This window comes from Nocardia sp. (assembly GCF_025465275.1).
In the GTDB taxonomy this organism is placed as follows: Bacteria; Actinomycetota; Actinomycetes; order Mycobacteriales; family Mycobacteriaceae; genus Nocardia.
The window spans coordinates 1-26,930 of record NZ_JAODNK010000114.1 but is presented as its reverse complement, the minus strand read 5'-3'; the positions used below and the strand labels follow the sequence as shown (position 1 = coordinate 26,930).

Sequence of the window (26,930 nt, the reverse complement as noted above, 5' to 3'; positions counted from 1 at the left end):
CCGCTTGGTGGATGACCCGCATCCATCTGTCGAACATCAACATCTGGCCGGCTTTCATGGGCTGGGCGGCCGCCGAGGCGACCGGCCCCGGCGGCAACGCCCCGCGCGACATTGTGTTGCTGGCGCTGTTCTGCGCGTTGTCGGGCGGCAGTCTGTTCATCGTCAACGACATCCTCGACGAAGAGGGCGATCACGTCACCGCGCCGTATCTGCCGCTGCCCGCGGGCATCATCACCCGCAAAGCGAGCTGGGCCTGGGCGGCGGTCTATCTGATCGCGGCCTTCGTGGTGCTCGGCTTCGCCGCCCACACCGTGCCGAGATTCATGCTTGCCCTGGGGATCATGCTTGGCGCGGTGGTCGCGTCGGTGGCGTACTCGAAGGTCAAAGACGACGGGATCGTGGCCTCGGTCATGGTCACCATTCCACAGACGGTTCCCGCGGTAATCGCATGGATCTTCGCCAGCGGCGGTGCGTGGTGGGCGTTGGCCTCGATCATCTGCTACTGCGTGTTGGCCTGTATTTCCAATAACATCCTGGCGGCGCTACGTGATGTGGACTTGGACGCCTCTGTCGGGAACATGACCGTCGCCATCCGGCTGGGCGCACCGGCCGCATACCGGCTGGCCGCGATGCTGGGCTTCGCGAGTGCGATTCCGGTCGTTGTGAGCGGCATCGTCCACGGCACGTGGTGGTGGTTGCCGTTCGAGGTGTTCGGCCTCGGCGTCATGGCGGCGAACTACGGCTCGACATATCGCGCGATGTGTGAACCCGACCGGGGCCGGCTGACCCGGATGGCCGATATGAAGCGGTTCAAGAGCGGTGAGTTCTGGCGGCACGCAGGGATGGTCGCCGTCTTCTCGCCCGTGACCGCGCTGATCGCTGGTGCAGTGATGTTCACCCTCCTGCGCGGAGGCGGTCGCGTCTACGTCAAACGCGTGGTGGGCGGCGGGATTCGGCGTCAGCAGCAAGCACTCAGCGAGGGGACCGCGACCACTGCGGGCCTCGTCGCCGCCGACAATTTGGAGCGGTCATGAGATATGCGGGACATGAGGGCGAGCAGGAGCGCGCCCGCCTGGATGCGATCATCGCAGCGGCCTGCGACCGCTACGGTGCCAATGCCGAGCGCGAGGGGCTGTTCCCCCGAGAATTCGTCGAGGATCTCGCGACGGCGGGACTGTTCCATCAACGCTGGCCGGACGAGACGGTGACCGGTGATCCCATTCTCGGGCTGCTCGTCGCTGAGCGCGTCGCTAACCAAGGCATGCTGGGTTTGTCGGTCGGATTGAGCCTGCAGTTGGAGACTTGTGCCTCCGCGCTGCGGCGCTTTGGTGGCAATGACTACCACCGCAAGCTCTGGAATGGTGTGCTGGACGGCACCACGATCGGCGCGTTCGGCGCCTCCGAACCCGTCGGCGGGTCGGACCTGCTCGGTATCAGCACGCGGATCACGCCGCTCGGCGATGGCCGCGTGCGGGTGTGCGGGGAGAAGAAGTATCTCTCACTGGGCGAGGTCTGTGATTTCGCGATCATCCTGGGCAAGTACGTGGTGGACGACGACCAACCGGCGCTGCTCACGACAGTGGTGGTGCCAGCCAGCGAAATCCACACCGTGAAAAAGCATTCCAAGGTGGGCACGTCCTGCCTCGACACCTCGTGGGTGCGCATCGACGCCGAACTGGACGCCGAGGCGATCCTGGGCCGCGTCGGCGGCGGGCTGGCAGTGGCCTCCTGGGCGCTCATGCACGAACGGCTGTCGGTGGCGGCACAGGCAGTCGGGGGCTGCCGGTACGCCCTCGGCCTGGCGACCGCGCACGCACAAAGCCGCCAGCAGTTCGGCACCGCTTTGATCAACCATCAAGCGCTGCGGCTGCGGCTGGCCGAATTGGCCGCCAAGGTGACGGTGTTGGAATTCGCGGTTTACGGTGCGGGCGAACGACTGGCGGCGGGAAGCGGTTGCTCAGCACGAGATGTCGCCGGACTGAAGGTGACCGCAGCCCGCCTGTGCGAGCGCGTCATGAGCGAATGCATGCACATCTTCGGTGGTTCCGGCTATCTCGAGGATGAGACGCCAATGAGCCGGCTATGGCGCGATTCGCGACTGGCTCGCCTCGGCGGTGGCAGCGACGAGATGATGCTAGAAATGGTCGCGGGGGATCTGCGCGCCGACTCGCGGTACGACACGCGGGTGTCGCTCTCATGACGGTCCTGGTGTCCGGTCTCAGCGGTCAGCTGGGTCACGCCATCGCCGACGTGACGCCAGCGCCTCTGATCGGGTTGGTGCGCCCGTCCATCGGAGCCACTCGCCTGCGGCGACGGATCGAATCACGTTCGGGTGCAATCGAATTGGTCACCGGCGACGTCTCTGTCAAGCATTGGGGCGTCGAGGAGAATGTGCTGGAACGCCTCGCCCACGAGGTGACCTGTGTCGTGAACTGCGCCGGCAGCACCGTCTGGATGGGAACCGCGGAGTCGCTGCAGACGAGCAATGTGGCTGGTGCCGTGCACGGGGTCGGATTTGCTCGCCGATTGGGTGACATTTCCGGTCGCTCTATTCCGTACCTGCACACTTCGACGACCTACGTGGCGGGATCGGCGGTAGGCACCGTGCCAGAGACTCGACTGGGTCCTGGCGGTGATCGCACCCGCTACGAACATTTCAAATGGGTTGGCGAGGAGGCGGTGCTGCGCGCGGCCCGCACCCTCGAGGTGCCGGTGTTGATCGCCAGACTCCCTGCGCTTCTCGGTGATTCGACCACCCGTGAGACCCTCTACAAGAATTCGCTCTACCTGTTGGCTGAACGGTGGAACGACATCCCGCTGGGACTGCTGCCCGCCATGCGCAACGCACGGGTGGACTGCATGCCACGCGACAAGGCCGCCGAGATGTTGCTCGCCGTCGCGGAAGCTCTTGCGGCGCAATCCGTGCCGTCGGGAATCGAGTTCGTCCACATCGCCAATGGTGCACAGGCGCCAACGCTGCGTGCGCTGGTGGAAGCCGGCCGAATGGTCGATCCCTATGCCTTCGACCGGTGGATACGGATCGTGCCCGCCAACCGGGGCCAGGTGGTCAACGCCTCCGCGCTGGGCGAGCGGTTCGCCCGGTTGGACGGCCGCTGGCAGAACGCACTCATCGGTTTGCGCTACATCGGACTTGATCGCACCTTCGACCGATCCGCGCTGCGCACCGTACTGGGTGCCCACGGCGTGGTCACCATACCTTCGGTGTCGCTGGAAACGGCGGCGCGCTTGACATTCGGGCTCGATGGAGTCCGGGAATCGATCAGTGCGCCCAAACACCGTCCACTCGCGAGGTTTCGAGAATGAGAGTAGCTGTCATCGGCGGCAGCGGGTACCTGGGCGCGCTGATCGCCGACAGATGTCAGGAACGCGGGCACAGTGTGGTCGCTTTGTCACGCCATCGAGGAGTCGGGACCTGGGAGCATCAGCAGTGTGATCTGACAGCGCCCGGGCTCGGCGCCGAGCGTGCCCGCGCTGCTATCACCGAGGCGGACGTGTGCGTCTTCGCTGCGGGCAGCGTGTCGTGGCAGTCCAGCAGCACTGAGAGTTTACAGGTGCACGATCGTGGCATCGCGACTTTGCTGCAACTGGTGGAGTCGGCGGCGAATCCGCCGCGCCTCGTGCATGTGTCCTCGATTCTGGCGCTGGGGGAGCCGGACAAGGCGGTCGCCAGCGACCAATTGTTCGTCGGCCAGCGGTTCCGCAACTGGTACGAATACGGGAAGTACGTCGCTGAGCATCGGGTGCGACAGTCGGCCACCCGGCACAACATCGTCAGGTTCGGTCCTCTGCTGGGCCTGGGATACGACGCAGCCATTCCCGATATCCGATACGGTCTGCCTGCCCTGTTTCCGATGGCCCTTGCGGGGTATCCGATTCCGATCACCGACGGTGGGCAGTACCCCTGTTACGTGGGTGATGTGCTCGGTGCCGCGGAATTGGTCGTCGACATGGCGGAGTGGACCGAGTTCGGACGCACCGTCACCTGGTTCGATCCACAGAACCCGAGCCTGTGCGAGATCCTAACGCGGATCTGCCTGCCCTTCGGCAAATACCCGCGAATCATCAAGGCCGACACCGGCCGTGCTGAATGGCTCATGCGCACCCTTATGCGCCGTATCGGGACTGATGCGAACCTCACTGATTACGCCCACGGCTGGGTCGACGTCGACGCCCGCGCGGATTCGGAATTCACTCGGGAGGTGCGCGGCCGTGAGGGCTACATCCAGCAGATGAGCGCCGCCATGGCCGGACAGTCCTGGTCGCGACCCCAACACATCGACGTGAGGTACACGCATGCGTGAATGCGAAAGGCTCGGCGTCGTAGGGCCTCTCGACACTGATCCGCATCCGGCTTTCCGGATCTACTCGGCGGGCAACTTCGGTGAGGTTGCCCCGGAACGACTTTCGCCCTTCTCGTGGTCATTGGTGGGAACGCCGATGGAAGCTGCCACTCGGCGACTCACCGAGAAGATGTGGGGGGCGCGGTCGTGGACGACCGGCGAGCACTACACCTTCCTCGGATATTTTAAATGCCGTCCGTACCACAACTATTCGGCATACGCGCAGATCGCTGCATCGGTGCCTGGGGTGACGGCTGACGACGTCGGCCTGGCGTACTTCGAGGGCATTCCCGCGCCGGCCTCGTTTGGGGCGCTGGCCGAGAACAAGATCAATCAGATGCGCGGTGTCGTGCGGATGGGCCGGGAGATCGCGCTGGCTGTGGTGCGTATCAGGAATCTGGAAGAACGTCTGGTCGACCTCGAGGCCCGGATCGTCCTCGCCGACGCCTACAGCGCGTCCTCGCTGGCACGAGAAGCGGCGACGTTGATCCGATCCTGCTGGTACGAACATATTCTCTCAACGACCAGCCTGGTGCCGCTGGCGCGATACCAGGACAAGGTCCTCGAACGCGTCTGCGACCAACCCGACGACGTGATCGCGCTGCTGACCCGACCCAGCGAGTTGGTGTGGAAACGGTTGCACCGGCTCGCAGTCACCGGGGAGACCAACTCGGCGGAGTTCCTGCACTACCCGTTCTACGAAGTCGCGCACCAACATTCGATCTGGACCAAATACTCCTACCGGCATCAGGTCGAGGCGGAGGGGACCGAGCGCTACGAATCGTTCCTGGCACCGGCCGACGCACTCGCTGGCATGTACCAGGGCGCGCGCTACCGGGTCATGGCAGGGGTGACCAAAACCGTCGCCGAGACCATGGCCTGCCGCGAGCACTCGAAATCACTGGTGATGCGGGTGCTGCATGTATTCCGCACGCTCGCGCCGCTAGTGGCGAGCGAGCGGGCAGTGCCCGAGGATCTGTGGCCGTTCCTCACAGTCGGCGAACTGCTCGATGATGTCAAGGGAGTACTGGCCGACACTGCGGCCGAGCGCGCCGAACTGTGCCAGGAGGCGCTGACGGTGGGTCTGCCCGAGAATATCGAGATCACCGGTGACGGCGAGATTTTCGAGCCGCTCGCGGCGGCCGTGCGGGTGCAGCCCCGCGGGGTGTCGGGCGGGTTCGCCAGCGGTATCGCGGTGCGTCCCGACGAGGACGTCCCCGACGAGGATTTCGTCATCGTGTGTGAGGCCGCCGACGCCGATGTGGTTCCGCTGTTGCGGTTCGCGGCCGGGGCGGTCAGCCGCCGAGGCAGCGCCATGTCTCATTTAGCGATTCTCTGCCGCGAGTACGGCATCCCTTGCATTGTCGGCGCGGACATCGAAGCAATTCCCTCCGGCGTCGTCATCGCGATCGACGGTGGGACAGGAAAGGTGAAGATTCATGACTGAAAGCAAGGCTGGCCTCGCCGATATCGCGAAGGCATACACTGAGGTCACTCGCATCGCCCGTGATCTGCGGCCCGACGATTCGTTCATTAGAGACCTGGGCGTGGATTCGGTGGCGGCCATCGAACTGATGAGTGTGCTCGAGGACCGGTTCGGCGTCAGCCTGATCGACAATCCTCGTATCGTCACAGCTGACACCGTGCAACAGCTGCTCGATCTGATCAACGAACTACGATCGGCAGTCCAGCATGGCCAGTGACATCAATCGCGAAATCGGGCTTGCCGCAGCCATTCTCTCCGAGAAAGTCGGCCGACGTGTCGTTCCCGGTGAGGTGGTGGAATGTGATGTCGACGTCGCCCTGACCCACGACGTCCTCGGTCCGCCGACGTTCCGGGAGTTCGCCAAGCTCGGCGTGCCCGTGTGGAACCCGGACCGGGTGTTCCTGGCCATCGATCACTTTGTGCCCGCGGCGAATACCGCCCAGGCCGCCAACAATGCGTTCCTGACCGAGGTCGCCGAACGGCACGGCATCGTGAACCGCGCCTTCTACGACGGTCCCAGCCATCAAACGCTGCTGGAAAGCGGTCTGGTCCAGCCGGGTTCGGTGGTCGTGGGCACCGACTCCCATACCTGCACAGCGGGGGTGCTGGGTTCCTTTGCCACCGGTATCGGGACAACCGAGATGGTCTCGGTGCTTGCGCTCGGCCGTCTGTGGCTGAAGGTGCCCGAGTCGGTCCGGGTTCGCCTCCAAGGGCGGTTGCCCGACGGCGTATACGCCAAGGATGTCGTGCTGTCCCTGCTCGCCCGGTTCGGCACCTCCGAATTCACCTACCGCTCATTGGAATTCGATGGAGAAGGCGTAGAAGCCATGTCGCTGGATGAGCGCACGGTCTTCTCGAACATGGCCGTCGAACTCGGGGCCAAGGTGGGACTATTCAGCAGCCCGGAGTTGGATGGTTTCGTCCGTCGCTGGGGGGCTGTGCCCACGGAGTCGGGTGTCGGTGTGATCGATCAGGTGGACATCGACCTGTCCGAACAGGTTCCGATGTGCGCCGTGCCGCACAACCCCGCCAACTCGAAGCCCATCGAAGAGGTTGAGCCGGTCGCGGTGCAGCAGGCGTTCATTGGCTCGTGTACCGGCGGGCGATACGACGACTTCGTGCAAGCCGCCCGAATCCTCAACGGGCGCAGGGTCAGCGACAAGACACGGCTCATCGTGGTCCCGGCCTCGCGACGGGTCTACCAACGCATGGCCCTTGACGGCCTGCTCAACGTTTTCGTTAACGCCGGCGCCATCGTGCAGAGTCCCAGCTGCGGTCCCTGCGCCGGGCTGCAGAACGGCGTACTCGGCGACGGTGAGGTCTCGATCAGCGCGTCCAACAGAAACTTCCAGGGTCGTATGGGAAATCCTGCGGCCTCGGTATACCTGGCCTCGCCCGCCGCGGTCGCCGCTGCCGCGGTCGCTGGACGGATCGTGGACCCCCGCGAGTTCTTGGAGACACGATGATCATCGAAATAGCCGCTACGGCGCGGCGCTGGCGTCTCGGTGACAATGTCGACACCGACATCCTCTACCCGGGCCGCTTCATGACACTGGCCTCGGAATCTCCTCGGGCCGCGCTCGAGGGCCTTAAAGCGTTGCACCCCGCCATTGCCGAACAGTTCGCGCCCGGCGACATCATTGTGGCCGGAAGGAATTTCGGGTGCGGCTCCAGCCGGGAATACGCTGCCACCGCCCTGCGTGACCTGCAAGTGCCGATCGTGGTCGCGACATCATTCTCCAGGATTTTTTACCGCAACGCCTTCAATATCGGCCTGCCGGTATTGGAATGCCCGGACCCGGATTCGCTGCCGGACACCGGCGGAATCACGATCGACCTGGCCACAGGCGTTATCAAGACCAGCGTTGTCGAACTGAGATGCCCCGCCGTGCCGGACTTCTTGATCGAACTGTTGGAAGGCGGCGGTCTACTCGAACGCCTCAAGACCCGCCTGGAAGTGGGACCCCATGTTTGACACGCCTGCCGAGGCGGCACTACACGTCATCAGGTTGCGGGCCGGTTTGGGCGTCGAACCGCTGGCCAAGATCCTCGGAATGCCACCGCAGGAGGCCCGGGTCCTGGTCGACACAATCCGAGAAGCCGGTCTGGTGCGAGCGGTCCGCGGCAATTGGATCGTCACGTCGGATGGAATCGCCGCTGACGACGCAGCCGTCGAACGGTGGCGTGACCATGCCGAGCCACGCGACCTCGAGCTCGTCGAACAGTTCGACCGCTCATTCATCGGACCGAACGAGGCTGTCAAGGCAACGATCTCGCGCTGGCAGTCACACCGAGCAACCCTCTCCACGGACGAGATCGCCACGGAGTTGCACATAGCCGTCAGCCAACTCACCTTCCCCCTCGGTGCCCACACGGGGGTCGCCAGGGTATTCGACGACTACCGTGAGCGACTTCTGAAGCTGCTCGATCATGCTGCGGGAGGAGACGATTCGGCGATCTCCGGGATCCGGGCCGAATCCTTCCATCAGGTGTGGATGGAGCTGCATGCCGAGCTCCTACAACTGAGCGGGCGGGCGAGAACCGCGGCGGACGGCTACTGATGATCGGCACACATTCTGAGGAGGGCCTCGCGTGACCGAGATCTGCGCGATTGACGACGTCGCCGATTCCGGTGCGGCGCTGAGTGATATCGCAGCGCAGTTTGGAGGGAAGGCCGCCGGGCTAGTCCGGCTTCGGCGTGCCGGCGTGCCGACGCCGCCGACATGGTTCGTGACACATACGGTCCCTGCTGACACTTTCGATACCACCCGGCTCGACCCGATGGTGCAACGCTGGGCGGTCCGCTCGTCGGCCACCGTGGAGGACGGCGGACAGCGCTCGTATGCAGGTCTTTTCAGTTCTGAGCTGGCAGTCGACAGCAGCGCAGTGCCCGCCGCACTGCATCGGGTGCGGGCATCGGGGGCCAATGCCCGAGTCCACGCCGTCCACGACGGCGCGGTGCTCGGCCCGATTCCCGTTGTGCTGCAGCCCTATTTCGAGGCGCAAGCGGCTGGGGTCTGGATCGGCGACGGCGTGGGTGGCGGAATTCTCGAGTGGTCCTCCTCAGGCAATGACGCCGTGGTCGCAGGACGGGTCACGCCGACGCGGGAGATCTGGCGGCAAGGGAAACTGGTCGACGGCGACCGCCTCATGGCCGAGGGACAGGCCGTGGCCGCGCGCTGTCTGGCGATCGAAGAGGCCGTCATCGGCGCGAGCGACATCGAATTCTGCGTTGCCCAAGGCCGCGTCGTCTGGCTGCAGTGTCGACCTGCGACCGCCCGGATTCCCGGTGACATTGCGCCGAGTCTTCCGACTCACGACGCTGGAATCGTGGCGGGAATACCTGCATCCGGGGGAATTCACACCGGAAGGCCCAGGGTCATGGATTCACCCGAAGATGCAGATTGGAAGCCCGGCGACATTCTCGTCGTCCGCTTCACGTCGATCGACTGGGTGCCGATCATGGCAGAGGCATCGGCAGTGGTCACCGATATCGGCGGTGCGTTGAGCCATGCCGCGATAATTGCCCGAGAACTGGGGATTCCTTGTGTGACAGGGACATCGACCGGCACAACATTGCTGCGCTCACTCGACGCCGTTACGGTCGACGGCGACGCTGGACAGGTCCGGCTGAACACCTGATGGACGGAGACATTGGAATCATGCGCAAGGTTGTTGTCAGTGGCGGTGGTTCGGGAATGGGTCGTGCGGTCACCGAGGATTTCGTCAAGCGTGGCGACTCTGTGCTTATCCTCGGGCGACGTGCCGATCGATTGGCGACAGTAGCCGAAGAACTCGGTCCGAGCGTCGAATTCAAAGCCTGTGATCTGACCAACCCTGATGATGTTGCTCGGGCGCTCGAAGACCGTTCATCCGTTGATGTACTGGTTAATTGTGCTGGCGGGAAATCGCGCACCACCGGCACCGATCTGAATTCGGTCCATAAGCGCTGGTTGGAGGACTTCTCGACGAATGTGCTGACGGCTGTGCTTCTCACAGAGGCCGTTCTTCCGCTGTTCGCGAAGGAGAATTCCCGCCTCATCACCGTGAGTTCGATCGCGGCCCTGCGCGGCAATGACTCCTACGGGGCGGCGAAGTCCGCACTTCACGGTTGGAACCATTCGATGGTCGCGCGTATGGCGGAAATTGGAGGCACCGCGAACATCGTGGTGCCCGGCTACACCTACGGCACTGAGTTCTTCGGTGGTGGTGAGCCGTCAAAGGCTGAATTGTCGCGACGGGCCGCGGAATCCCCGCTCGGGCGGTTCGGCGACATCGATGATGTGGTCGGCGCGATCGCGTACCTGTCGTCCGCGCAAGCCGGGTTCGTCACCGGCCAATTCCTGGGAGTCAATGGTGGGGCCATACTCGGTAGGTGACCCGGCTGGCTACCAGCGATGCCTTCGGGTGCTGATGGACGAGATGTCCCTCTACCGTCGTACGTTGGCCGAGCTGACAGTCGATGAGCTGGATCATGAAACCCGTTGTGCGGGCTGGACGATTCGCGACCAGATCGCACACCTCGCCGACACCGATGAGGTCGCCGCCGATACCGTGCACGGCGGCAACCGCTCATTCGAGCGCGTTGTGCCGGCCTTCCCGAGTGCCGAGGCGTTCACCGCGGCGGGCTGTGAACGCGCGTCGGACCTGCATTTGCTGCAGCTGCGCCGCTGGTCGCAGGAGGCATCGGACAGATGCTGGACCGCCTTGTCCGCCTGCGTCGGCAGCGAGCGTGTGCGATGGGGATTCGGAATGAGTGCCGAACACCTGGCCATGGGACGGACGATGGAGTACTGGGCCCACCACGGCGACATTCGCGCCGTTCTTGACCGTGAGGCTCGGTACTCGGCCGAGGGAGCCGCGTGCGTTACGGAGCTGTCACTGCAATCGGTGCGCTACGCAATGGCCAAGGCGCGAGTCGGATACGACAGCCATGCACGAATCCGGTTGACGCTGGTTGACGACGAGACAGGGGATATCTGCAGTTTCGGCGATACCGCCGCCGACGAGGAGATCCGTGGCTGCCTTCAGAGTTGGGCGTTGCTCGCTGTAGGGCGGCGAAACCCCGACCTCGAGAAATCGTTCGACGTCGAGGGCCCGAATGCCCGCCTGCTGCTCGAACACGCCCGCGCATACCTATAGCCCGGGATCATCCGTGAGGAAAGAGACTGCAATGTCATCGGAAATTCGCGGCGCCTATGCCGCCAACGGTGCGACCGAGGTCCCGCCGCGGTTGGAACAGGCTCGGGCACAAGCCTTCCGGCGATTCGGGATCGACCTGCTGGAGCATCGGTTCGACACAGATTCGCCGCTGATCCCGTTCCGACTGAGCTCGACCGAAACGTTCCAGTGCCTGAACCTGTTTCGAGACGACGACGATCTCAGATCGTTCGTGACCGGGGAGCAGATTCGGCAAGCTTTGCACGCGGTGGCTGGAGAATCGCGCTGGCGATTGTGGCAGGACCGCATGATCCTGCAGGACAAGCACGCCGGCGGACGAACCTCCTGGCACCAGGACGGTGCCTACGCGCCGTACGAATTCGACCGGCATATCTGCTCACTATGGGTGAACCTCAACGACGGCGGCAACGAGCCGTTGCTTTTTGTGGTCCCCGGATCGCACCGGTGGGGCAGGCAAGACGCGATGCTGCGTGGCTTCGGCGAACGGTCATCGGGGGTGGACCTGCCAACGGCGATCGGGGCTCATAGCGTGCAGGCTCAGCCGCGTACGGTGCCCTTCGGGGGTATGCACGCCCACCATGGCGCAGTCTGGCATGCCCCGAACCTGTTCGACTGCAGCGCCGAGCGAATCGCATATGGCATGTATTTCATTGCTGCGGAAGATGATTCGGAGATATGGGACGACGACAAACATCCGCTTGTCATCTGTTGAAGGTGCGGCACTTGATCGACGACACCTCCGAAGGATGGGACGAATCATGAGGATTCGAATCGACAGAACAAAGTGCGAGGGAATCGGCATCTGCGGATTCTTCGCGCCGACTGTGTTCGAGTTGGACGATCGGGGCACATTGGCGCTTTTGGCCGAGGACGTGCCCGGGGGACTTATCTCCGAGATCGAGCGGGCGGTTGAAGGCTGTCCTACCCAAGCGATTTCGATCGGCTACGACGAGCGATGAATCTCGTCGTAGCGCTGAAAAGCCGCAGAAGCCAACCCCGCCTGTGTAGCCCTGCACCCGACGACGAAACGCTGCTCGAGCTCATCCGCGCGGCTGCACACGGCCCCGACCATGGTCGATTACGGCCATGGCGATTCGTGGTCCTGCGTGACGCAGCTCGCGAGCGGCTGGGTGACATGCTGGCAGAAGGCAGTGCTGAGCCCGACAAAGAACGTCAGAAGGTCCAGCGTGCGCCGTTGTTGCTGGGCATTGTTTTCAGTCCGGAGCCCGACCACAAAATCCCTCGCTGGGAGCAGCTGGCTGCGACGGTCTGTGTGTCCTATGGGGTGAGTTTGGCCCTGCATTCGGAAGGCTGGGCATCCATCTGGCGGACCGGCGCGCGATTGTCCGACCCCAGGGTGCGTGACTTCCTCGAGTTGGCGTCGGCAGAGGAATTACTGGGCTGGTTGTACATCGGCATGCCGATGCAGGCTGCGCCACCAGCCCGTCGCGTCGATCCGGATCTCTCGGGAAAGGTCTACTTCAAAGATGCCGTCTCGATCTGATGGAAGAGCCTTGACGCGCACGGTGTTTCGTGCCTACGGCACCGCAGTCGCCAGGCAATCACGATTCTATGCCCAGCTAGCGAACGCGGTCTGCGACTACGCGGACGCACTCGACGGGCCCGCGGTCTTCGGGAGCCGCGCTACCCGGGCGGCGCTATTCAGCGCCGTGCACTACCTAACACTCACCGGTGTGCAACACCCGCTTGCGGCGTGCTTTCGCTCAGCCTCCCAGACGAATCCCGACAGCACAGTCCTCGCAGCATCGTTCGAATCATTCGTGCAGACGCACGCCGCGCAGATCACCGAAATTCTCCGTGCCAGGAGGTTTCAGGCCAACGAGTTGGACCGGTGCTCAGTACTTGCGCCGGCCATGCGCGTCGCACAGGCTGCGGGCGGCTCGACCCTCGGCGTGCCGGACAGCCGAGCTGATTCGGGACTGAACCCTCATTTCGACTCCTATGTCGTGCACTACTCCTCGGAATGGTTCGCTGCGAGTCTGGGCAGCACTTATTCGCCGGTGCGGATCGATTGCGAGTTGAAAGACGAGACAGTACTGCCCCGACTACCAGCACCAAGGGTCGCCGCACGTGTCGGCTTCGACCTGAACCCCACCGACCTCGAAGACGCCGGTGACCGTCAATGGCGGTTTGCCTGTCTGCACCGGACCGGCCGGATCAGGTGCGACAATTCGCCGCCGCGACCGAGATGGCCCGGGCGCGCCGTAACGGCGTGGTGGAGGCCGCCTCCGACGCCTTGTCAATGTGGCGTGGGCCCGAGACGATGGAGACGGCGGCCATGACCCGGCCTGTTTTGCGGCCGCAGTGGTTCGGTGTTCCCGCGGGCATGCGACAAGGTTTCATCAGCGTGGCACTTGCGGCGTTTGCGTCATTGGGTCTGTTCGGCGCTTTGGCTGGGCAATTCATGACACGAGAATTGGATATTCATGATCGTGTGCTTACTAGCGCGGTTGTATTCGCCGCCTTCGGTACTGCAGCGGCCTCGCAGGTTGTATCGGCTTGAATGCGATCGGTCCGCACTGGATTGATATTCGGTGCAATATTCATGCCAATCGGCGTCGTATTTCTCGTGTGGGCGCTTCACTTCAGCTCGACGGTGGTGTTTGTCATGGCGGCAGTTGTCGGAGGGGCTGGAGCTGGACTCGGATTCCGTTCCCGTCTGACAATCGTCGTTTCGAAATCTCCTGCCGATCGGCTTGGGCAGGTCGGTTCCAGCTATCTCGCGGTGGCCTGCTCAGGCCTTGCGGCGCCGATTGTCGGAACTGGAGTGCTGTCTCTGTACTGGTCGGCCGCGGCCGTGGCTGCCGTATTTTCGGCGATGATCGGGGTCTGCGCGATTGGAAGCATCGCGGGATCCAAAATCCTTTGAAGGGGGAAAGAGCAATGATACTCATTGTCCTGGATGGCGTGCGAGCACAAAAGGATAGTGTGCTAATTCGCGCTGAATTGGAGGCAGAGGGCATCTCTGATATCCGTGCTCTATGGATCGGTTCCGCGGAAGTGTTGATTGTTCCCCATACGGATCGATCGATTGCCGACAGAGTCGAAGCGGTGTCACGATCCGCGCGGGTACTCGTTCCTGTCGGAGGTAGCCCACTCGCCGAGATGTCCGTGGCCGGAACCGGCTCCATCGTGACGATCGCCGGGACGGTCTCGCTTGGCGGACCGGAGTTCGTGGTGGCGGCCGGCCCGTGCGCCGTGGAGTCGCTGGCACAGTTGAAGGCATCGGCGGCCGCGGTGAAGGAGTCAGGTGGGACGATACTGCGCGGAGGCGCCTACAAGCCGCGTACGTCACCGTACTCGTTCCAGGGTTTGCATCGCCCCGGCGTCGAGCTGCTGGCCCAGGTCGGCCGGGAATTCGGGCTGCCCGTAGTTTCGGAGATCGTAGATGTGCGGGATCTCGACGAGATGATCGACAAGGTCGATATGTTCCAGGTGGGGGCGAGGAACGCGCAGAACTACACCTTGCTCGCAGAGCTGGGCCGGGCTGAAGTGCCCGTCCTGCTGAAGCGTGGCTTTGGCTGCACCATCGACGAATGGCTCGGTGCCGCAGAATATGTTCTCCAAGAAGGAAATCCGGACGTCGTGCTCTGCGAGCGCGGCATCCGCTCCTTTGAGCATGCCACCCGGTTCACGCTCGATCTGGCTGCAGTCGCCGTCCTGAAGCGGCGGACGCACCTCCCCGTGATCGTCGATCCGAGTCACAGTGTCGGCAGACGAGAACTCGTCCTGCCGATGGCTCTGGCTGCCGCCGCCGTCGGTGCCGACGGATTGATCGTGGACGTGCATACCGACCCCACCAGTGCGCAATGTGACGCGGAGCAGGCACTACTTGCCGGCGAGTTCGACGAACTGATGAAAGCTCTAGGCGGGGTGGTCAGCGGGGTCGGCCGGTCCTTCTCCGTGGGAGAGCCGATCGTCGCTGCCCACGGCCTGGACGAACAGCCGATCCCGAGGTGATGGCTCTATGACAAGCATCGCTTCGGCATACTCGGAATCCGCGCACCTCGACCGCTTCGTGCTCGACAACCTACCGCCACCAGACGCGTGGCCCGAACTACTGCTCAATCAAGCAGAATTCGCCGTCCCGCCCAGGTTGAACTGCGTGTCCGACGTACTCGGCGGCGCATCCTCCGACCGCGCGGAGGGGCTCGCGATCCTTGCGCCGGGTAGCTTCCAGTGGAGTTACCACGATTTGGACATCGTTATCAACCAAGTGGCGCAGGTGCTCGCCGAAGACCTAGGGATGACGTCCGGCAACCGGGTGCTCGTCCGAGGTTGGAACACACCGGCTTTCGCCGCGATCTGGCTTGCCGTTGTGAAGGCCGGTGGTGTGGTCGTTCCCACGATGCCGCTGCTGCGAGCTAAGGAACTACGGCACATCATCGACAAGGCCCAGATCACCCATGTGCTCTATGAACAGGGGCTCGAGGCCGACCTGGTGACCGCATTGCCGACCAGCGGACCCGCGATCACAGTGATGTCCTATGACGCACCCTGGGGCGGGGAACTGGCCCGGGCTGCCTCGATGAAGCGGTCGACCTTCGAGGCGGTCGACACATGGTCCGGTGATCCGTGCCTGATCGCCTTCACCTCCGGTACGACCGGTCCAGCCAAAGCCACGGTGCACACCCACCGTGACATCCTGGCGATCTGCAATACCTTCCCGAGTTCGATTCTGCGAGCGAACGATACGGACCGCTTCATCGGATCGCCGCCGCTCGCATTCACCTTCGGGCTCGGCGGCCTGTTGCTGTTTCCCCTGACCGCAGGCGCTTCGACAGTCTTGTTGGATCGGGCGTCGCCGGAGGCCCTGTCTCGCGGCATCGAGGAGTATGGCGCGACGATCTGCTTCACTGCTCCGACCGCCTACCGCAAGATCGCTACGGAAACCTCGGAATCGTTTCCTGCACTACGCATCTGCGTTTCGGCGGGCGAACCACTGCCGGACGCGACACGACAGCGATGGCGCGAGCGGACGGGACTCGAACTCCTCGATGGGCTCGGGTCCACTGAGCTCCTGCATATCTTCGTCGCGAATCCCCCTGGCACGACCGTCTCATCGCCCGGAGCAATCGGTGGCGCCGTGCCTGGATATCGCATCACTGTTCTGGACGACAAAGGATCGCCTGTCTCGACCGGCACGGTCGGACGACTGGCGGTCAAAGGCCCGACAGGGTGCCGGTACCTGGCAGACGAGGCCCGGCAGCGTGCGTACGTGGTCGACGGATGGAACGTGACCGGCGATACCGGCTGGATCGACGAATCCGGCTCGTACCACCATGTCGGACGATACGACGACATGATCGTGTCGGCCGGCTACAACATCTCCCCGGTTGAGATCGAGGAGTTGCTGCTTACACACCCCGGCGTCTACGAATGTGGTGTCGCTGCCTTGCCGGATCCGGTCCGCGGGCAGATCGTCGCCGCGTATGTGGTGCCGGCGGCGGGGTGGACAGCGGACGTGGTCCTAGCCGAGGATCTCCAGCACTTCGCTAAGGCTGGGCTGGCACCATACAAGTATCCACGCCATGTCAGCTTCCGAAGATCGTTGCCGCGCACGGATTCCGGGAAACTCCAGCGATCCAAGCTTTCTGTTGATGCGGAGAACACCCGGTGACCGAGGCCGATGCTAGACCTGAGGGAGTGTTCCGCCGGTCGAAGGACATCCAATTCCATCACTGCGACCCCGCGGGAATAGTTTTCTATCCGAACTATCTGGTACTGATGAATGAAGTGCTGCAGGAGTGGTTCACCATCGGATTAGATGTGGACTACCCGGCGCTATTCATGGTGCGGCGCATCGGAATACCGGCGGTGCGGCTGGAGTGCAATTTCACGGCGGCCAGCCGATTCGGTGACGCGATTCACTTTGAACTGTGCTTGGAGGACATCGGGCGATCGTCTTTTCGGTTGCATTTCAGGATAACCGGGCCAGACCGTCGCTCGGAGCGACTGAGCATCTGCGTTGTACTCGTGTGCATCTCGCTTGACACGCCAGGATCGATCGCCATCCCCGCTGACATCCGAGCAGCGATGCGCCGGTTCGACCCCACCGCTGACCGCTCACGCGGCGTCACAGCTGTCCCAAAGACCTTCGGAACCATTACATCTCTCGATCACGAGGCTTAAGAACCATGTCTGACTTCTTCGCGCCGGACCGCGTCGGCGCCGGCAATCTACTGGCCGTGGCTGCCACTCATCCTCAGATTTCCGCGACCTGCCGCATCGAGCTCGACCACGGCTATCACGGACCGGACGGACGTGAGTACCATCGATTCACGCTGCCCGAACTCGACACTCTGGCCACCGGTATCGCGGCGGGATTCCATCGCGCAGGTGTCCGAGCCAAGGACCCGGTAGGCATCTTCGTCAGCGAGGGCGCACGATATCTGGTGAATTTCGCGGCCTTGACGAAGCTGGGGGCGATCCCGGTCTTCATCAACAGTTATCTCGATCCGGCCGTCGCGACGAAGATATTCGAGAAAGTCGGAGTTACACACTTCGTCACCGACGTGGACCACGATGTGGACAGCGTCGGCGCCGTCAAACATCTCAGCGAGCCATACGACGGAGCCGGTGACGACTTCACCCCCTACGAACACGCCCTGAACGACCCGGTCTTGATCGCACACACTTCGGGCACGACCGGCGTGCCGAAGGCGGTTCAGTTCAACCACGGCGGCTTCTACTACGGCGTGTATCGGCAACGAACCGCTGAGCTGGGGAAGCGGATTTTGTCTGCCTTGCCGCAAAGCCACGGTTCAGCGATCTCGGTGGTGATGTCGGCGGTCGTCCGCGGTGCCACCATCAGGCTCGTCACCGACCGCACGCCGCGAACTCTGGCAGCTGGCATCGCCGAGTTCCGTCCCGCTCTGGTCGCGGCGTTCCCTCGGGCGTTCGTCGACCTGTGCAGACTGGATCTAGACCGCTACGACCTATCCTCGGTCGCACGTTGGATGAGCACAGGCGACGCCAACCACGAGACACACATTCGAGAGTTGATCCGCCACGGCACCTATACCGGTCGCGACGGTATGACTGCCTCGGGTTCGCTGTTCATCGACAACTTTGGTTCCTCCGAATTCGGGTTCGCGATGTTCCGAAACGTCCATGCCCCCGGGACTGATCGGTACGGGCGCTGCATCGGAAAGCCCTTCGAGTGGGTGGACGTCCGTGTATTGGGCGACAATGACAAACCAGCACCGCCACTTACGGTCGGCCGTCTCGCTCTGAAATCACCGACGATGACCGCCGGATATTGGAACGACACCTCGCGCAGCGAGAAGAACCGCTTATCGGGATATTGGTTGACCGGTGATCTCGCGTTCCAGGACGACCGGGGCCTGTGCTATCACGTCGACCGTACGACAGACAAGATCGTGTACTCCGACGGTGAGACCTACAGCGCGCTTGCCGAAGAACTGGTGATGGCCGAGATCGACGAAATCTTCGATTGTTCGCTCGTCTCCACTTACGACCAGGCCACGGACGGCCGCGGGACAACACGGGGAGAGATCATCCTCACGGTCGACGTCCGTCACGACGGCGTCGACTCGGAAGTCCTACGAAGCCGAGTCAACGTCGTTCTTCGGGATGCCGGGATGCCGACCGTCGACAAACTGATGGTGCAGTCGTCGGGCGGCTACCTCGGGGTGACGGGCAAGGCGCTCAAACGCGACATGCGAGACGACTTCCGTTCTTCCAAGGCGGCCCGATGACCTCGGCGACGAGTGCTAGACCGCGATCTGATGCAGCCGACAGCTGGACGACCGCCTCGGGAGTCCGTGTCGACCGAATCGCAGCATCGGCCGGTCCAGCCGGCGTCGCGCAGTCGGAGTTGGAAATCGTTCTGGATCGTCGGCGCGGCATGCTGTGGTATCGCGGATCGGAGCGTGCGCTCGGATACACTGATCCGCCGATCGAATTCACTGTTCAAGCCCACGAGATGTCTATCGTCGCGCTGAACGCGCGGGGGCGGGTTCTGCTTCCGGTGTTTCGTCGCGCACTGGCGGACGCCGGTTTCTCCTTATTGGGTTCCGACACCGAGATTCGCGTGCCGATCCGTATCGCCGCCGGAGACTTCCCCGAGGAGGATCGCACTCGTCACGTCGGTGTTTTCGTCGTGGTCCGGGCAGTCATCGCAGTGATGGCCGCGCCGCAGGACACGCTGCTGGGTCTGTACGGCGCTTTCGGCTACGACCTGCTGTTTCATGCAGAGCCGATCGGTGTGCTGCGCGAACGCGATTCCCGTGACCGTGACCTCGTCCTACACTTGCCCGACACGATCGTTGAGATCGATATCGCACGAGATGTAGCGGTCGAGTACCGCTACGAATTCACCACCGATACCGGCACGACCGTCGGATTGCCCCGAACAACCACCGACTGTCCGTTCACCCCAGCCAATCCTCAAACCGACCGCGACCACAAGCCAGGCGAGTATGCCGAGGTGGTCAGGCAGGCGATGCCGCAGTTCCGCGCAGGGGAGTTATTCGAAGTCGTTCCCGGACAGGCATTTCACCGGCGCTGCCTGTACACCCCGGCCGAGTTGTTCCGTCGGCTCTACGCCCGAAACCCCGCGCCGCACAGCCTCTTCGCCAATCTGGGCGACGGTGAATACCTGGTAGGCGCCTCGCCTGAGATGTTCGTGAGCGTTCGTCGAGACCAGATCTCCGACACGCTGGTTGTCGAATCCGCGCCCATCAGCGGGACAATCGCTCGCGGGCGAGACGCGCTAGAGGACGCCGATCAGATCCGAACGCTGCTGAACTCCAGCAAAGATGAGTGTGAACTCACGATGTGTACCGACGTCGATCGCAACGACAAGGCGCGAGTGTGCAAGCCCGGGACTGTTCAGGTCACCGGGCGGCGCACGATCGAGATGTACTCCGAGCTGATCCACACAGTCGATCACGTGCGAGGCGAACTCCGCACGGACCGCGACGCCCTCGACGCCTTCCAGACGCACATGTGGGCCGTGACTGTTACCGGCGCCCCGAAACTCGCTGCGGCCCAATATATCGAGCGAGTAGAACGATCACCTCGCCGCTGGTATGGAGGTGCGACAGGGCACATCGGATTCGACGGTGGCCTCGACACCACTCTCACATTGCGGACTATCCATGTCAATGACGGGGTGGCGACCATCCGCGCAGGCGCGACGTTGCTTTGCGCATCGGACCCGATCGCGGAGGAGGCTGAAACCGAACTGAAAGCAAAGGCACTGCTGGGCATCTTCGATGAGCCCGGTGCTGTCCGATCGCATTCGAGGACAGCATGCTCGCGCGCGGGAGAGGGACTGAGAATTCTCCTGGTCGATCATCGAGACTCGTTCGTGCACACGCTCGCCGACTATCTGAGGCGCACCGGCGCCGACGTCACCACTTACCGTGCCGGTGGACATCTGCCGATCCTGGCCGATCGGCGACCCGATCTGATCGTGCTCTCCCCAGGACCCGGTCGCCCATCGGATTTCAACATCGGTGACACCCTCGCCGCCGCGCAGCGCCTCGGCATTCCGGTGTTCGGCGTCTGCCTGGGCATGCAGGCACTCATCGAGTACTTTGGCGGACAGCTGGAGGTACTAGATACACCGGTTCACGGCGTGCCTTCGGCGATATGCCGCACTGCGAAAGACAGCCAGCTATTGTCCGGGCTGCCCGACACTTTCCAAGCGGGTCGATACCATTCGCTCTACACCTCGAAGGATTCCACACCGGCTGAACTGCGTGTGACCGCAGTCACGGACGACAGCATCGTGATGGCGGTCGAGCATCGCAGTCTGCCTTTCGCGGGCGTTCAATTCCACCCCGAATCGATCATGACCGCGTCAGGCGCGATGGGGCAGCGCATCCTCGATAACGTTGTGCGATCGTTTGCCCGATGGACTACTCCCGAGGCGACGATGTCGAATCACTGACTCGGGAGTGCAACTCGTGGCGCAACTTTCGTGGCGGTGTATGTCCAGCCATTGCTAACTTCTGCGATCTCGACCCGATGACCGGGTGGGTCCCACACAGGTCGCCGGAATGCCGGGCTTGTGATCGCCTAATACTGCAACGGCTCGGTGGTTAGGTGAGCGGGTGTCCGCGTACTTCGTAGGCACCATTCGCGGCGTCGCCCTCGGGTGGCCGTGTTGACGGCCCGCTACATCTCCCGCATCAATGGTGAACTGGCGCACATGAGTCCGGCGCTTGACGCCATGACGGCCGGGTTCCGACGTGCCCGGCTGGTGGCCGCAATCATCGCGGCGCTCGGTGCGCTCACCACGCTGCGCACGGCGAACGTGCGCGGCGAGGAAGCTGCACCCGCCGTCGAGCCGCGCGCCGAATCGGTTGCCGTGTAGCGCTGTTCGTCAGTCGCGAATCTCATGAAGGGGACATCGTGTCCAGGTCCAAGCAAGAATTCCGCGAACCGAGATTGCCGGACCTCCCGGAGGACGGGCTGCGCGGTCTGCCACAGCCGTGCGTCAGCCTCTCCGAGGGTCCCGCGCGCATCGCGGTGGTCGGTGTAGGTCCGCGCGGGCTGAGCTTCTTCGAGCGTCTCTGCGCCAACCTGGTGGCCGACGGCGAGCGCGCCGACACCGAGATCTACCTGATCGACTCGACCCGGGTCGGCACCGGAGCGGTCTGGCGCACCGGGCAATCCCGGCACCTGCTGATGAATACCGTTGCGGCCCAAGTCACCATCTTCACCGACGACAGTGTGACCATGGCGGGGCCTGTGGTGCCGGGGCCCAGCCTGTACGAGTGGGCGAGCTTCCTGGCGAAGGTCGGCAACTTCGCCGAGCTGTCGCCCGACATGTATGAGGAGGCGTGCCGGACTACGCCCGACGGCTATCCGACCCGCGCCATCTACGGGCACTACCTGCGCTGGGCGTACGAGCACCTGCGCGACCGGTATCAGCCGTGGCTGCGGGTCCACGAGATCACTGCCACGGCAACGGATCTGCGGGATGAGCCCGCCGGTCTGCAGTCGCTGACGCTGAGCACGGGCGAACGGATCGTGGGCCTGCACGCAGTGGTGCTCGCCCAGGGCCATGTGCTGCCGCAACGGCCGCCGGCTTCACACGCAGCGGCGGGGCCGATCCATATCGCGCCGGGCAATGCCGCCGATGTCGATATCGATCGGGTGCCGGACCGGTCGACCGTCATCATTCGCGGGCTCGGTCTCACCTTCTTCGACCACATGGTGCTGTTGACGGTCGGGCGCGGTGGCCGGTTCGAGGAGACCGGCGACGAACGGCTGGAATACCGGCGCTCCGGCCGGGAGCCACTGATCGTGGCCGGATGCCGGCGCGGCGTCCCGCATCACGCGCGGGGGGAGAATCAGAAGGCTGTGGCCGACCGGCACGAGCCGACCCTGCTCAACCCGGCCTGCATTGCCGAATTTCGGACCCGGGCAGAGCGTTTCGGTGACGTCTCGTTCCGGCGCGACGTCTGGCCGCTGGTGGCGCGGGAAGTGGAGACGGTCTACTACGCGCTGCTGATCGCCGATCGGATCAGTCCGCGCGAGCTGCGCGGGTTCCGCACCCGCTACCTGTACGCGCCTAGCGAGCACGCGGCCGCCGAACTGCTCACCGAATTCGGGATCGACGCCGCGCAGCGCTGGAATTGGGGGGCCCTCGGCGATCCCACCGAGGGCCGCCGATTCGGCGGCGTCATCGAATTCCACGACTGGCTGCTCGACTACCTCGACACAGATGTCCGCAATGCGCGGCTGGGCAATGTGCGCGGCCCGGTCAAGGCCGCCCTGGACGTGCTGCGGGACCTGCGCAACGAGGTGCGGCTTATCGTGGATCACGGTGGCATTACTGGCGAGTCGTATCGCGACGACCTCGATGGGTGGTACACGCCGTTGAACGCCTTCCTGTCCATCGGTCCGCCCGCCACCCGGATCGCGGAGCTAACTGCGCTCATCCGGGCGGGCGTGGTGCGCATCATCGGGCCTGGGATGCGGGTGCGCGCCGAAGACGAGGGCTTCGTGGCGGATTCGCCCGCGGTCGACGGCTCGGCCATCACCGGACAGGTGCTCATCGACGCGCGCCTGCCGGAACCGGACCTGCGTGGCACCGGCGACACATTGATGCGTAATATGCTGCGGGTCAACAAGGTCCGCGGCTTCGCGGTGACGAATCCGGACGGCACACACTACCGGACCGGCGGACTTGAGGTAGCCCGGGACTCGCACTCGGTGCTCGACAGTGCCGGACGCCCGCACCCGCGCCGCTTCGCGGTCGGCGTGCCCACCGAGGCCGTGCACTGGGTGACCGCCGCCGGGCCGCGGCCGGGAGTGAACTCGGTGACCCTGTCCGACAACGACGGCATCGCCCGTTCGATCATTGCCGCGCACTGTACGGTGGGCGGCTGCCACCAGCGAAAGGACTACGCCGATGGTCGTCGATGAGGGGCTGCTCGCGCCGGTGCGCGCGGGCGTGCCGATGGAAGCCCTGGTGTCCGATGACGCCTGGCTTGAGGCCATGGTCGAGGTGGAGCTGGCGCTGGCCCGGGCGCAGGCGCGGCTGGGCATCATTCCGGTGGCCACAGCCGAGCGCATCACCGTGGCCGTGGGGACCCATCGCTTCGATGCCCGGACGCTGGCCCGGGCATCGCGGGACGCGGCGAATCCGGTGGTGGCCTTCGTCGGGGAGTTGCAGCGTGTGGTGGCCGAGGTTGATTCGGTCGCGGCCGACTATGTCCACTGGGGTTCGACAAGTCAGGACATTCTCGACACCGCCACAATGCTGGTCGCCCGGCGGGCGCTGACGGCCATCATCGCCGACCTCGACGCGAGCATCGACGCGCTGGCCGGGCTGGGCGAGCGGCACCGCGACACTGTGATGGCCGCGCGGACCCTTGGTATGCATGCCGTGCCGACCACGTTCGGGGCCCGGGTCGCGAGCTGGGTGCTCGGGCTGCTCGACGCGCGCGAGCGGCTGCTCCAGGTGCGTGATCATCATCTGCCCATCCAATTCGGTGGTGCCGCAGGAACGTTCGCGTCCTATGTTGAATGCGCGCACCGCAGCGGCGGTGCGCTGTCGACGGCTCCCGCCGCCGAGATATACGCCCGCCTGACCGGGGAGCTGGCCGCCGAACTGTCGCTGGCCCAGGGCACCGCGCCCTGGCACGGCGTCCGGACCCCGCTCGCAGACCTGGCGGCGGCGCTGGCGGTGACGTCCGGTGCGCTCGGCAAGTTCGCCGTCGACGTGATCACGCAGTCCCGCACCGAGCTCATGGAAGTGTCCGAGCCGGTGGCGGCGGGCCGCGGCGAATCCTCCGCCATGCCGCAGAAGCGGAATCCAGTGCTGGCCACGCTGATTCGCTCGGCATCGATGCAGGTTCCGGCGCTGGCGTCCACGGTGTTCGGCGCCATGCTCGCCGAGGACGAGCGCTCGGCCGGGGCCTGGCACGCCGAATGGCATCCGCTGCGGGAATGCCTGTTACTGGTCGGCGGCAGCGCCCACACCGCCGCCGAACTGTCCGCGGGCCTGCGGGCAGATCCCTCTCGCATGGGCCGCATCCTGGATCTCAGTGCGGGCCAACTGGTTTCGGAGCGCCTGTCGATCGTCCTGACCCCACTGCTCGGCCGGGTCCGCTCGAAGAAGATGCTGCAAGCCGCCGCGTTCGAAGCCGACGACACCGGCCGCCCCCTCGCGGACGTCCTCGCCGAAAACCCGGCCATCCGAGCACACCTCGACCCAGCCGAAATCCGCGACCTACTGCGCCCCGAAACCTACCTGGGCCTCGCCCCCGACCTGATCGACCTCGTCCTCTCTCGCCAGCCGGGTCGGAGGTGACCGGCCGGGTCCGCGAGCTGATCGGCGTTTATTCGATTTTTTGGTCGTCCGGCACAGTACGACACCGGAAGCACCGCTGTGCACTCGTGCGCCATCCCCGGCGTCCGCCGACCCGGACGATCGTGAAATCGATTCCGCGGTGCGCGCTAGGCGTGGCGCCGCCGCCCAACAAGCTCACGGTGCTGGAACGACGCCGAACCTTGGAGGTACTCAATAGTTCCCGGTTCGTGGATCTGGCGCCGTTGCAGATCTATGCCCAGCTGCTCGACGAGGGCATCTACTTGCGTTCGGTGTCCACGATCTATCGGGTGCTGCGCGAAATCGGCGGGTCGGTGAACGACGCCGGTTGGCTCGGTATCCAGCGAAGGTGTGTCCGGAGTTGGTCGCGACCGCTCTGCGGCAGGTGTATTCCTGGGACATCACCAAACTCGCCGGCCCGGTCAAGGCCAGTATTTCGACGCTTACGTTGTGATCGATATTTACTCCCGCTACCTTGTCGGGGTTCATGTCCATTCCCATGAATCCGGTGTTCGGGCAACGGAATTGATGCTGGAGATCTTCGGTGTCCATGGCATCCCGCAGGTCGTTCACGCCGACTGGGGCACCTCGAGAACGTCGAAGACCGTGGCCGCATTACTCGCCGATCTTGGGGTCACCGGCTCGCATTCGCGACCCCGAGTATCGAATGACAACCCGTACTCTGAATCGCTGTTCAAGACCCTGAAATGCGGTCCCGAATTCCCCGCTCGCTTCGGATCCCTCACCCAGGCACGACAATTCATGGACTCGTTTGCCTGGTGATGCAACCACGAACACCGCCACACTGGCATCGGCTTGTACACCGCCGCCGATGTCCACTACGGGCTCGCCGGCAGCAAAGCCGCCGACCGCAAGGCGGTGCTCGACGAGGCCCGCGCCCGGCACCCGCGCCGCTTCGCGACCACGACACCGCCGAAGATCCTCGACCTACTTGGCACCGTTTGGATCAACCGACCCACGACCCCGGAGGCCAATACACGAGCGGCATAACACAATCATTGGGCTCATTCAGCTTGAAAAACACGCCCCATCTCCTGCGTCACATCAGATGACAACGGACATGAATCGAGGCCGCGAAGCTGTCTCTGGCTCGATTCCGGGAAGGGCGAATAAGTGGCAGTGAACAGTCGAAGTGGCAGGCTTGGCCGCACTGGACACCACTCCTGGAGTACAGCACACAGGCAGCCTGCCGGGCATGCTCGAACATCGGCAGGTTGCAGGTAGCGATCGTCGATCGTCGGGTGGCGCAATACGGCGCTGACGAGCGCGATCATTTCGCTGGAACGATTGCCGAGATCGATGTCAGTCCGGACTACTTCAGCTGTCCGACTTGCCATCTCGTATTCGACAAATTCGAGCTGACCCTTGAGTCCGAACTGGGTGAGGAGGGATTCATCGTCGAAGTCGACCCGAGGACCTGGAGGATTGGCTCGAGCTCGAGTACGGCAACGACTGAGGGTGCGACGCCACGGATCTCCAGCGACCGCATCGATTTCGTGAGACGACGGACCGTTGACCGACCCAGCGTCCCGAAGGTGCAGACGAGACGATCCGCACCCCTCGACAACTGGACCTGGGGCGGGGTTATGCCGATTCCTGCGGCACAGGTGTGCCGCATAGCGCCGAACCGGTGCAATCCCTAGCCATCGTCGCCGTCGGCACATTGGCCGAGGAATGGCCATGCCGAAGAAGTGGCTGCTGCCAGCCACCGCCGTAGACCGCAGTGGTCGGCCGACAACCCCAGCCGGGGAAATCGCTGGTCACCTGCGGGGATTTGGCATCAACTTTGGCATCAAGACAGGGCGGAACCCAGCGGACCGCGTGGGATCAGACGGACGTCATGGACGATTGATATTCCGCTGACCTGTGCAGATAGGACGTAGCGGTACGCTGCGGCACGTCCGGGACTGCTTCCCCGTAGGGGTCGGCCCTGGGCGCGGTGTCCGAGTTGCCTCGGGTCCGTTTCCCAGGACCGCCCTCCGAACCGGACGTGCGAGTTTCCCCGCATCCGGCTCTCCATGGACATCATGCTGGTGTTGCTGCG

At 64.0% G+C, this 26,930-nt stretch carries 25 protein-coding genes and 2 pseudogenes; all 27 read left to right on the top strand.

Annotation, left to right across the window (positions count from 1 at the left end):
* Positions 1-11 precede the first annotated feature (11 nt).
* Entirely contained in the window at positions 12-1,034 is a 1,023-nt protein-coding gene (locus JWN03_RS25890) for a UbiA prenyltransferase family protein (protein ID WP_297620241.1), read from the top strand.
* Positions 1,031-2,200 carry an acyl-CoA dehydrogenase family protein gene (locus JWN03_RS25885; protein ID WP_297620239.1) on the top strand — a complete coding sequence of 390 codons (1,170 nt, stop codon included), beginning with the start codon at positions 1,031-1,033 and terminating at the stop codon, positions 2,198-2,200. The genes JWN03_RS25890 and JWN03_RS25885 overlap by 4 nt, the downstream gene beginning before the upstream one ends.
* Positions 2,197-3,324, top strand: a complete 1,128-nt coding sequence (locus JWN03_RS25880) for an SDR family oxidoreductase (RefSeq protein WP_297620236.1) — start codon at positions 2,197-2,199, stop codon at positions 3,322-3,324. Before JWN03_RS25885 ends, JWN03_RS25880 begins: the two co-directional genes overlap by 4 nt.
* The gene (locus JWN03_RS25875; protein WP_297620233.1) at positions 3,321-4,322 is read left to right on the top strand and encodes an NAD-dependent epimerase/dehydratase family protein; all 1,002 of its coding nucleotides are present in this window, start codon (positions 3,321-3,323) and stop codon (positions 4,320-4,322) included. Before JWN03_RS25880 ends, JWN03_RS25875 begins: the two co-directional genes overlap by 4 nt.
* Complete coding sequence (locus tag JWN03_RS25870; RefSeq protein WP_297620230.1) at positions 4,315-5,808, top strand: PEP-utilizing enzyme; 1,494 nt, start codon at positions 4,315-4,317, stop codon at positions 5,806-5,808. Before JWN03_RS25875 ends, JWN03_RS25870 begins: the two co-directional genes overlap by 8 nt.
* Positions 5,801-6,064: an acyl carrier protein gene (locus JWN03_RS25865; RefSeq protein ID WP_297620227.1), complete on the top strand. Its 264-nt coding sequence runs from the start codon at positions 5,801-5,803 to the stop codon at positions 6,062-6,064. The genes JWN03_RS25870 and JWN03_RS25865 overlap by 8 nt, the downstream gene beginning before the upstream one ends.
* Positions 6,054-7,313 (top strand): 3-isopropylmalate dehydratase/homoaconitate hydratase family large subunit, encoded by a 1,260-nt coding sequence (locus JWN03_RS25860; RefSeq protein WP_297620224.1) that lies wholly within the window; start codon positions 6,054-6,056, stop codon positions 7,311-7,313. Before JWN03_RS25865 ends, JWN03_RS25860 begins: the two co-directional genes overlap by 11 nt.
* Positions 7,310-7,822: a LeuD/DmdB family oxidoreductase small subunit gene (locus JWN03_RS25855; RefSeq protein ID WP_297620220.1), complete on the top strand. Its 513-nt coding sequence runs from the start codon at positions 7,310-7,312 to the stop codon at positions 7,820-7,822. The genes JWN03_RS25860 and JWN03_RS25855 overlap by 4 nt, the downstream gene beginning before the upstream one ends.
* The gene (locus JWN03_RS25850; RefSeq protein WP_297620217.1) at positions 7,815-8,408 is read left to right on the top strand and encodes a hypothetical protein; all 594 of its coding nucleotides are present in this window, start codon (positions 7,815-7,817) and stop codon (positions 8,406-8,408) included. Before JWN03_RS25855 ends, JWN03_RS25850 begins: the two co-directional genes overlap by 8 nt.
* A gap of 31 nt (positions 8,409-8,439) precedes the next feature.
* Positions 8,440-9,489, top strand: coding sequence for a PEP-utilizing enzyme (locus tag JWN03_RS25845; protein ID WP_297620214.1), 1,050 nt, complete (start codon positions 8,440-8,442; stop codon positions 9,487-9,489).
* A gap of 20 nt (positions 9,490-9,509) precedes the next feature.
* Entirely contained in the window at positions 9,510-10,226 is a 717-nt protein-coding gene (locus tag JWN03_RS25840; RefSeq protein WP_297620211.1) for an SDR family NAD(P)-dependent oxidoreductase, read from the top strand.
* Positions 10,126-10,989: a maleylpyruvate isomerase family mycothiol-dependent enzyme gene (locus tag JWN03_RS25835; RefSeq protein WP_366914474.1), complete on the top strand. Its 864-nt coding sequence runs from the start codon at positions 10,126-10,128 to the stop codon at positions 10,987-10,989. Before JWN03_RS25840 ends, JWN03_RS25835 begins: the two co-directional genes overlap by 101 nt.
* A complete protein-coding gene (locus JWN03_RS25830) occupies positions 10,949-11,740 on the top strand; it encodes a phytanoyl-CoA dioxygenase family protein (protein ID WP_366914473.1) in 792 nt (263 codons plus the stop codon). The genes JWN03_RS25835 and JWN03_RS25830 overlap by 41 nt, the downstream gene beginning before the upstream one ends.
* Entirely contained in the window at positions 11,622-11,987 is a 366-nt protein-coding gene (locus JWN03_RS45575) for a ferredoxin (protein WP_366914472.1), read from the top strand. Before JWN03_RS25830 ends, JWN03_RS45575 begins: the two co-directional genes overlap by 119 nt.
* The gene (locus JWN03_RS25820; RefSeq protein WP_297620205.1) at positions 11,984-12,532 is read left to right on the top strand and encodes a nitroreductase family protein; all 549 of its coding nucleotides are present in this window, start codon (positions 11,984-11,986) and stop codon (positions 12,530-12,532) included. The genes JWN03_RS45575 and JWN03_RS25820 overlap by 4 nt, the downstream gene beginning before the upstream one ends.
* A pseudogene (locus JWN03_RS45570) lies at positions 12,516-13,133 on the top strand (DUF2332 family protein); the annotation flags it as partial. The gene JWN03_RS25820 and the pseudogene JWN03_RS45570, both read left to right, overlap by 17 nt.
* Positions 13,134-13,171: 38 nt before the next feature.
* Positions 13,172-13,552 carry a hypothetical protein gene (locus JWN03_RS25815; RefSeq protein WP_297620202.1) on the top strand — a complete coding sequence of 127 codons (381 nt, stop codon included), beginning with the start codon at positions 13,172-13,174 and terminating at the stop codon, positions 13,550-13,552.
* 42 nt (positions 13,553-13,594) lie between these two features.
* On the top strand, positions 13,595-13,918 hold the full coding sequence (locus JWN03_RS25810) for a hypothetical protein (protein ID WP_297620199.1): 324 nt from the start codon (positions 13,595-13,597) through the stop codon (positions 13,916-13,918).
* 14 nt (positions 13,919-13,932) lie between these two features.
* Entirely contained in the window at positions 13,933-15,009 is a 1,077-nt protein-coding gene (gene aroF / locus JWN03_RS25805) for a 3-deoxy-7-phosphoheptulonate synthase (protein ID WP_297620196.1), read from the top strand.
* A 7-nt stretch (positions 15,010-15,016) separates the two neighbouring features.
* Positions 15,017-16,669 carry an AMP-binding protein gene (locus JWN03_RS25800; protein ID WP_297620193.1) on the top strand — a complete coding sequence of 551 codons (1,653 nt, stop codon included), beginning with the start codon at positions 15,017-15,019 and terminating at the stop codon, positions 16,667-16,669.
* The gene (locus tag JWN03_RS25795) at positions 16,666-17,181 is read left to right on the top strand and encodes an acyl-CoA thioesterase (protein WP_297620190.1); all 516 of its coding nucleotides are present in this window, start codon (positions 16,666-16,668) and stop codon (positions 17,179-17,181) included. Before JWN03_RS25800 ends, JWN03_RS25795 begins: the two co-directional genes overlap by 4 nt.
* A gap of 5 nt (positions 17,182-17,186) precedes the next feature.
* Positions 17,187-18,770: a class I adenylate-forming enzyme family protein gene (locus JWN03_RS25790; RefSeq protein ID WP_297620187.1), complete on the top strand. Its 1,584-nt coding sequence runs from the start codon at positions 17,187-17,189 to the stop codon at positions 18,768-18,770.
* Positions 18,767-20,971, top strand: coding sequence for an anthranilate synthase component I (locus JWN03_RS25785; RefSeq protein ID WP_297620184.1), 2,205 nt, complete (start codon positions 18,767-18,769; stop codon positions 20,969-20,971). The genes JWN03_RS25790 and JWN03_RS25785 overlap by 4 nt, the downstream gene beginning before the upstream one ends.
* A gap of 207 nt (positions 20,972-21,178) precedes the next feature.
* Positions 21,179-21,397: a hypothetical protein gene (locus JWN03_RS25780; RefSeq protein WP_297620181.1), complete on the top strand. Its 219-nt coding sequence runs from the start codon at positions 21,179-21,181 to the stop codon at positions 21,395-21,397.
* Between the two features lie 38 nt (positions 21,398-21,435).
* Complete coding sequence (locus tag JWN03_RS25775; protein WP_297620178.1) at positions 21,436-23,457, top strand: FAD/NAD(P)-binding protein; 2,022 nt, start codon at positions 21,436-21,438, stop codon at positions 23,455-23,457.
* Entirely contained in the window at positions 23,444-24,847 is a 1,404-nt protein-coding gene (locus JWN03_RS25770; RefSeq protein ID WP_297620175.1) for a class-II fumarase/aspartase family protein, read from the top strand. Before JWN03_RS25775 ends, JWN03_RS25770 begins: the two co-directional genes overlap by 14 nt.
* Positions 24,848-24,921: 74 nt before the next feature.
* Positions 24,922-25,876, top strand: a pseudogene (locus JWN03_RS25765) (transposase); the annotation flags it as partial.
* Positions 25,877-26,930: the final 1,054 nt, after the last annotated feature.

Bases quoted from the DNA above. Each gene is read 5' to 3' on its own strand.
- JWN03_RS25830 (WP_366914473.1), top strand. From the start codon at position 10,949: ATGCCCGCCTGCTGCTCGAACACGCCCGCGCATACCTATAGCCCGGGA.
- JWN03_RS25850 (WP_297620217.1), top strand. From the start codon at position 7,815: ATGTTTGACACGCCTGCCGAGGCGGCACTACACGTCATCAGGTTGCGG.
- JWN03_RS25800 (WP_297620193.1), top strand. From the start codon at position 15,017: ATGACAAGCATCGCTTCGGCATACTCGGAATCCGCGCACCTCGACCGC.
- JWN03_RS25790 (WP_297620187.1), top strand. From the start codon at position 17,187: ATGTCTGACTTCTTCGCGCCGGACCGCGTCGGCGCCGGCAATCTACTG.
- JWN03_RS25860 (WP_297620224.1), top strand. From the start codon at position 6,054: ATGGCCAGTGACATCAATCGCGAAATCGGGCTTGCCGCAGCCATTCTC.
- JWN03_RS25835 (WP_366914474.1), top strand. From the start codon at position 10,126: ATGATGTGGTCGGCGCGATCGCGTACCTGTCGTCCGCGCAAGCCGGGT.
- JWN03_RS25880 (WP_297620236.1), top strand. From the start codon at position 2,197: ATGACGGTCCTGGTGTCCGGTCTCAGCGGTCAGCTGGGTCACGCCATC.
- JWN03_RS25815 (WP_297620202.1), top strand. From the start codon at position 13,172: ATGGCGGTTTGCCTGTCTGCACCGGACCGGCCGGATCAGGTGCGACAA.
- JWN03_RS25810 (WP_297620199.1), top strand. From the start codon at position 13,595: ATGCCAATCGGCGTCGTATTTCTCGTGTGGGCGCTTCACTTCAGCTCG.
- JWN03_RS25890 (WP_297620241.1), top strand. From the start codon at position 12: ATGACCCGCATCCATCTGTCGAACATCAACATCTGGCCGGCTTTCATG.
- JWN03_RS25770 (WP_297620175.1), top strand. From the start codon at position 23,444: ATGGTCGTCGATGAGGGGCTGCTCGCGCCGGTGCGCGCGGGCGTGCCG.
- JWN03_RS25870 (WP_297620230.1), top strand. From the start codon at position 4,315: ATGCGTGAATGCGAAAGGCTCGGCGTCGTAGGGCCTCTCGACACTGAT.
- JWN03_RS25855 (WP_297620220.1), top strand. From the start codon at position 7,310: ATGATCATCGAAATAGCCGCTACGGCGCGGCGCTGGCGTCTCGGTGAC.
- JWN03_RS25885 (WP_297620239.1), top strand. From the start codon at position 1,031: ATGAGATATGCGGGACATGAGGGCGAGCAGGAGCGCGCCCGCCTGGAT.
- aroF (WP_297620196.1), top strand. From the start codon at position 13,933: ATGATACTCATTGTCCTGGATGGCGTGCGAGCACAAAAGGATAGTGTG.
- JWN03_RS25785 (WP_297620184.1), top strand. From the start codon at position 18,767: ATGACCTCGGCGACGAGTGCTAGACCGCGATCTGATGCAGCCGACAGC.
- JWN03_RS45575 (WP_366914472.1), top strand. From the start codon at position 11,622: ATGCCCCGAACCTGTTCGACTGCAGCGCCGAGCGAATCGCATATGGCA.
- JWN03_RS25875 (WP_297620233.1), top strand. From the start codon at position 3,321: ATGAGAGTAGCTGTCATCGGCGGCAGCGGGTACCTGGGCGCGCTGATC.
- JWN03_RS25865 (WP_297620227.1), top strand. From the start codon at position 5,801: ATGACTGAAAGCAAGGCTGGCCTCGCCGATATCGCGAAGGCATACACT.
- JWN03_RS25840 (WP_297620211.1), top strand. From the start codon at position 9,510: ATGCGCAAGGTTGTTGTCAGTGGCGGTGGTTCGGGAATGGGTCGTGCG.
- JWN03_RS25820 (WP_297620205.1), top strand. From the start codon at position 11,984: ATGAATCTCGTCGTAGCGCTGAAAAGCCGCAGAAGCCAACCCCGCCTG.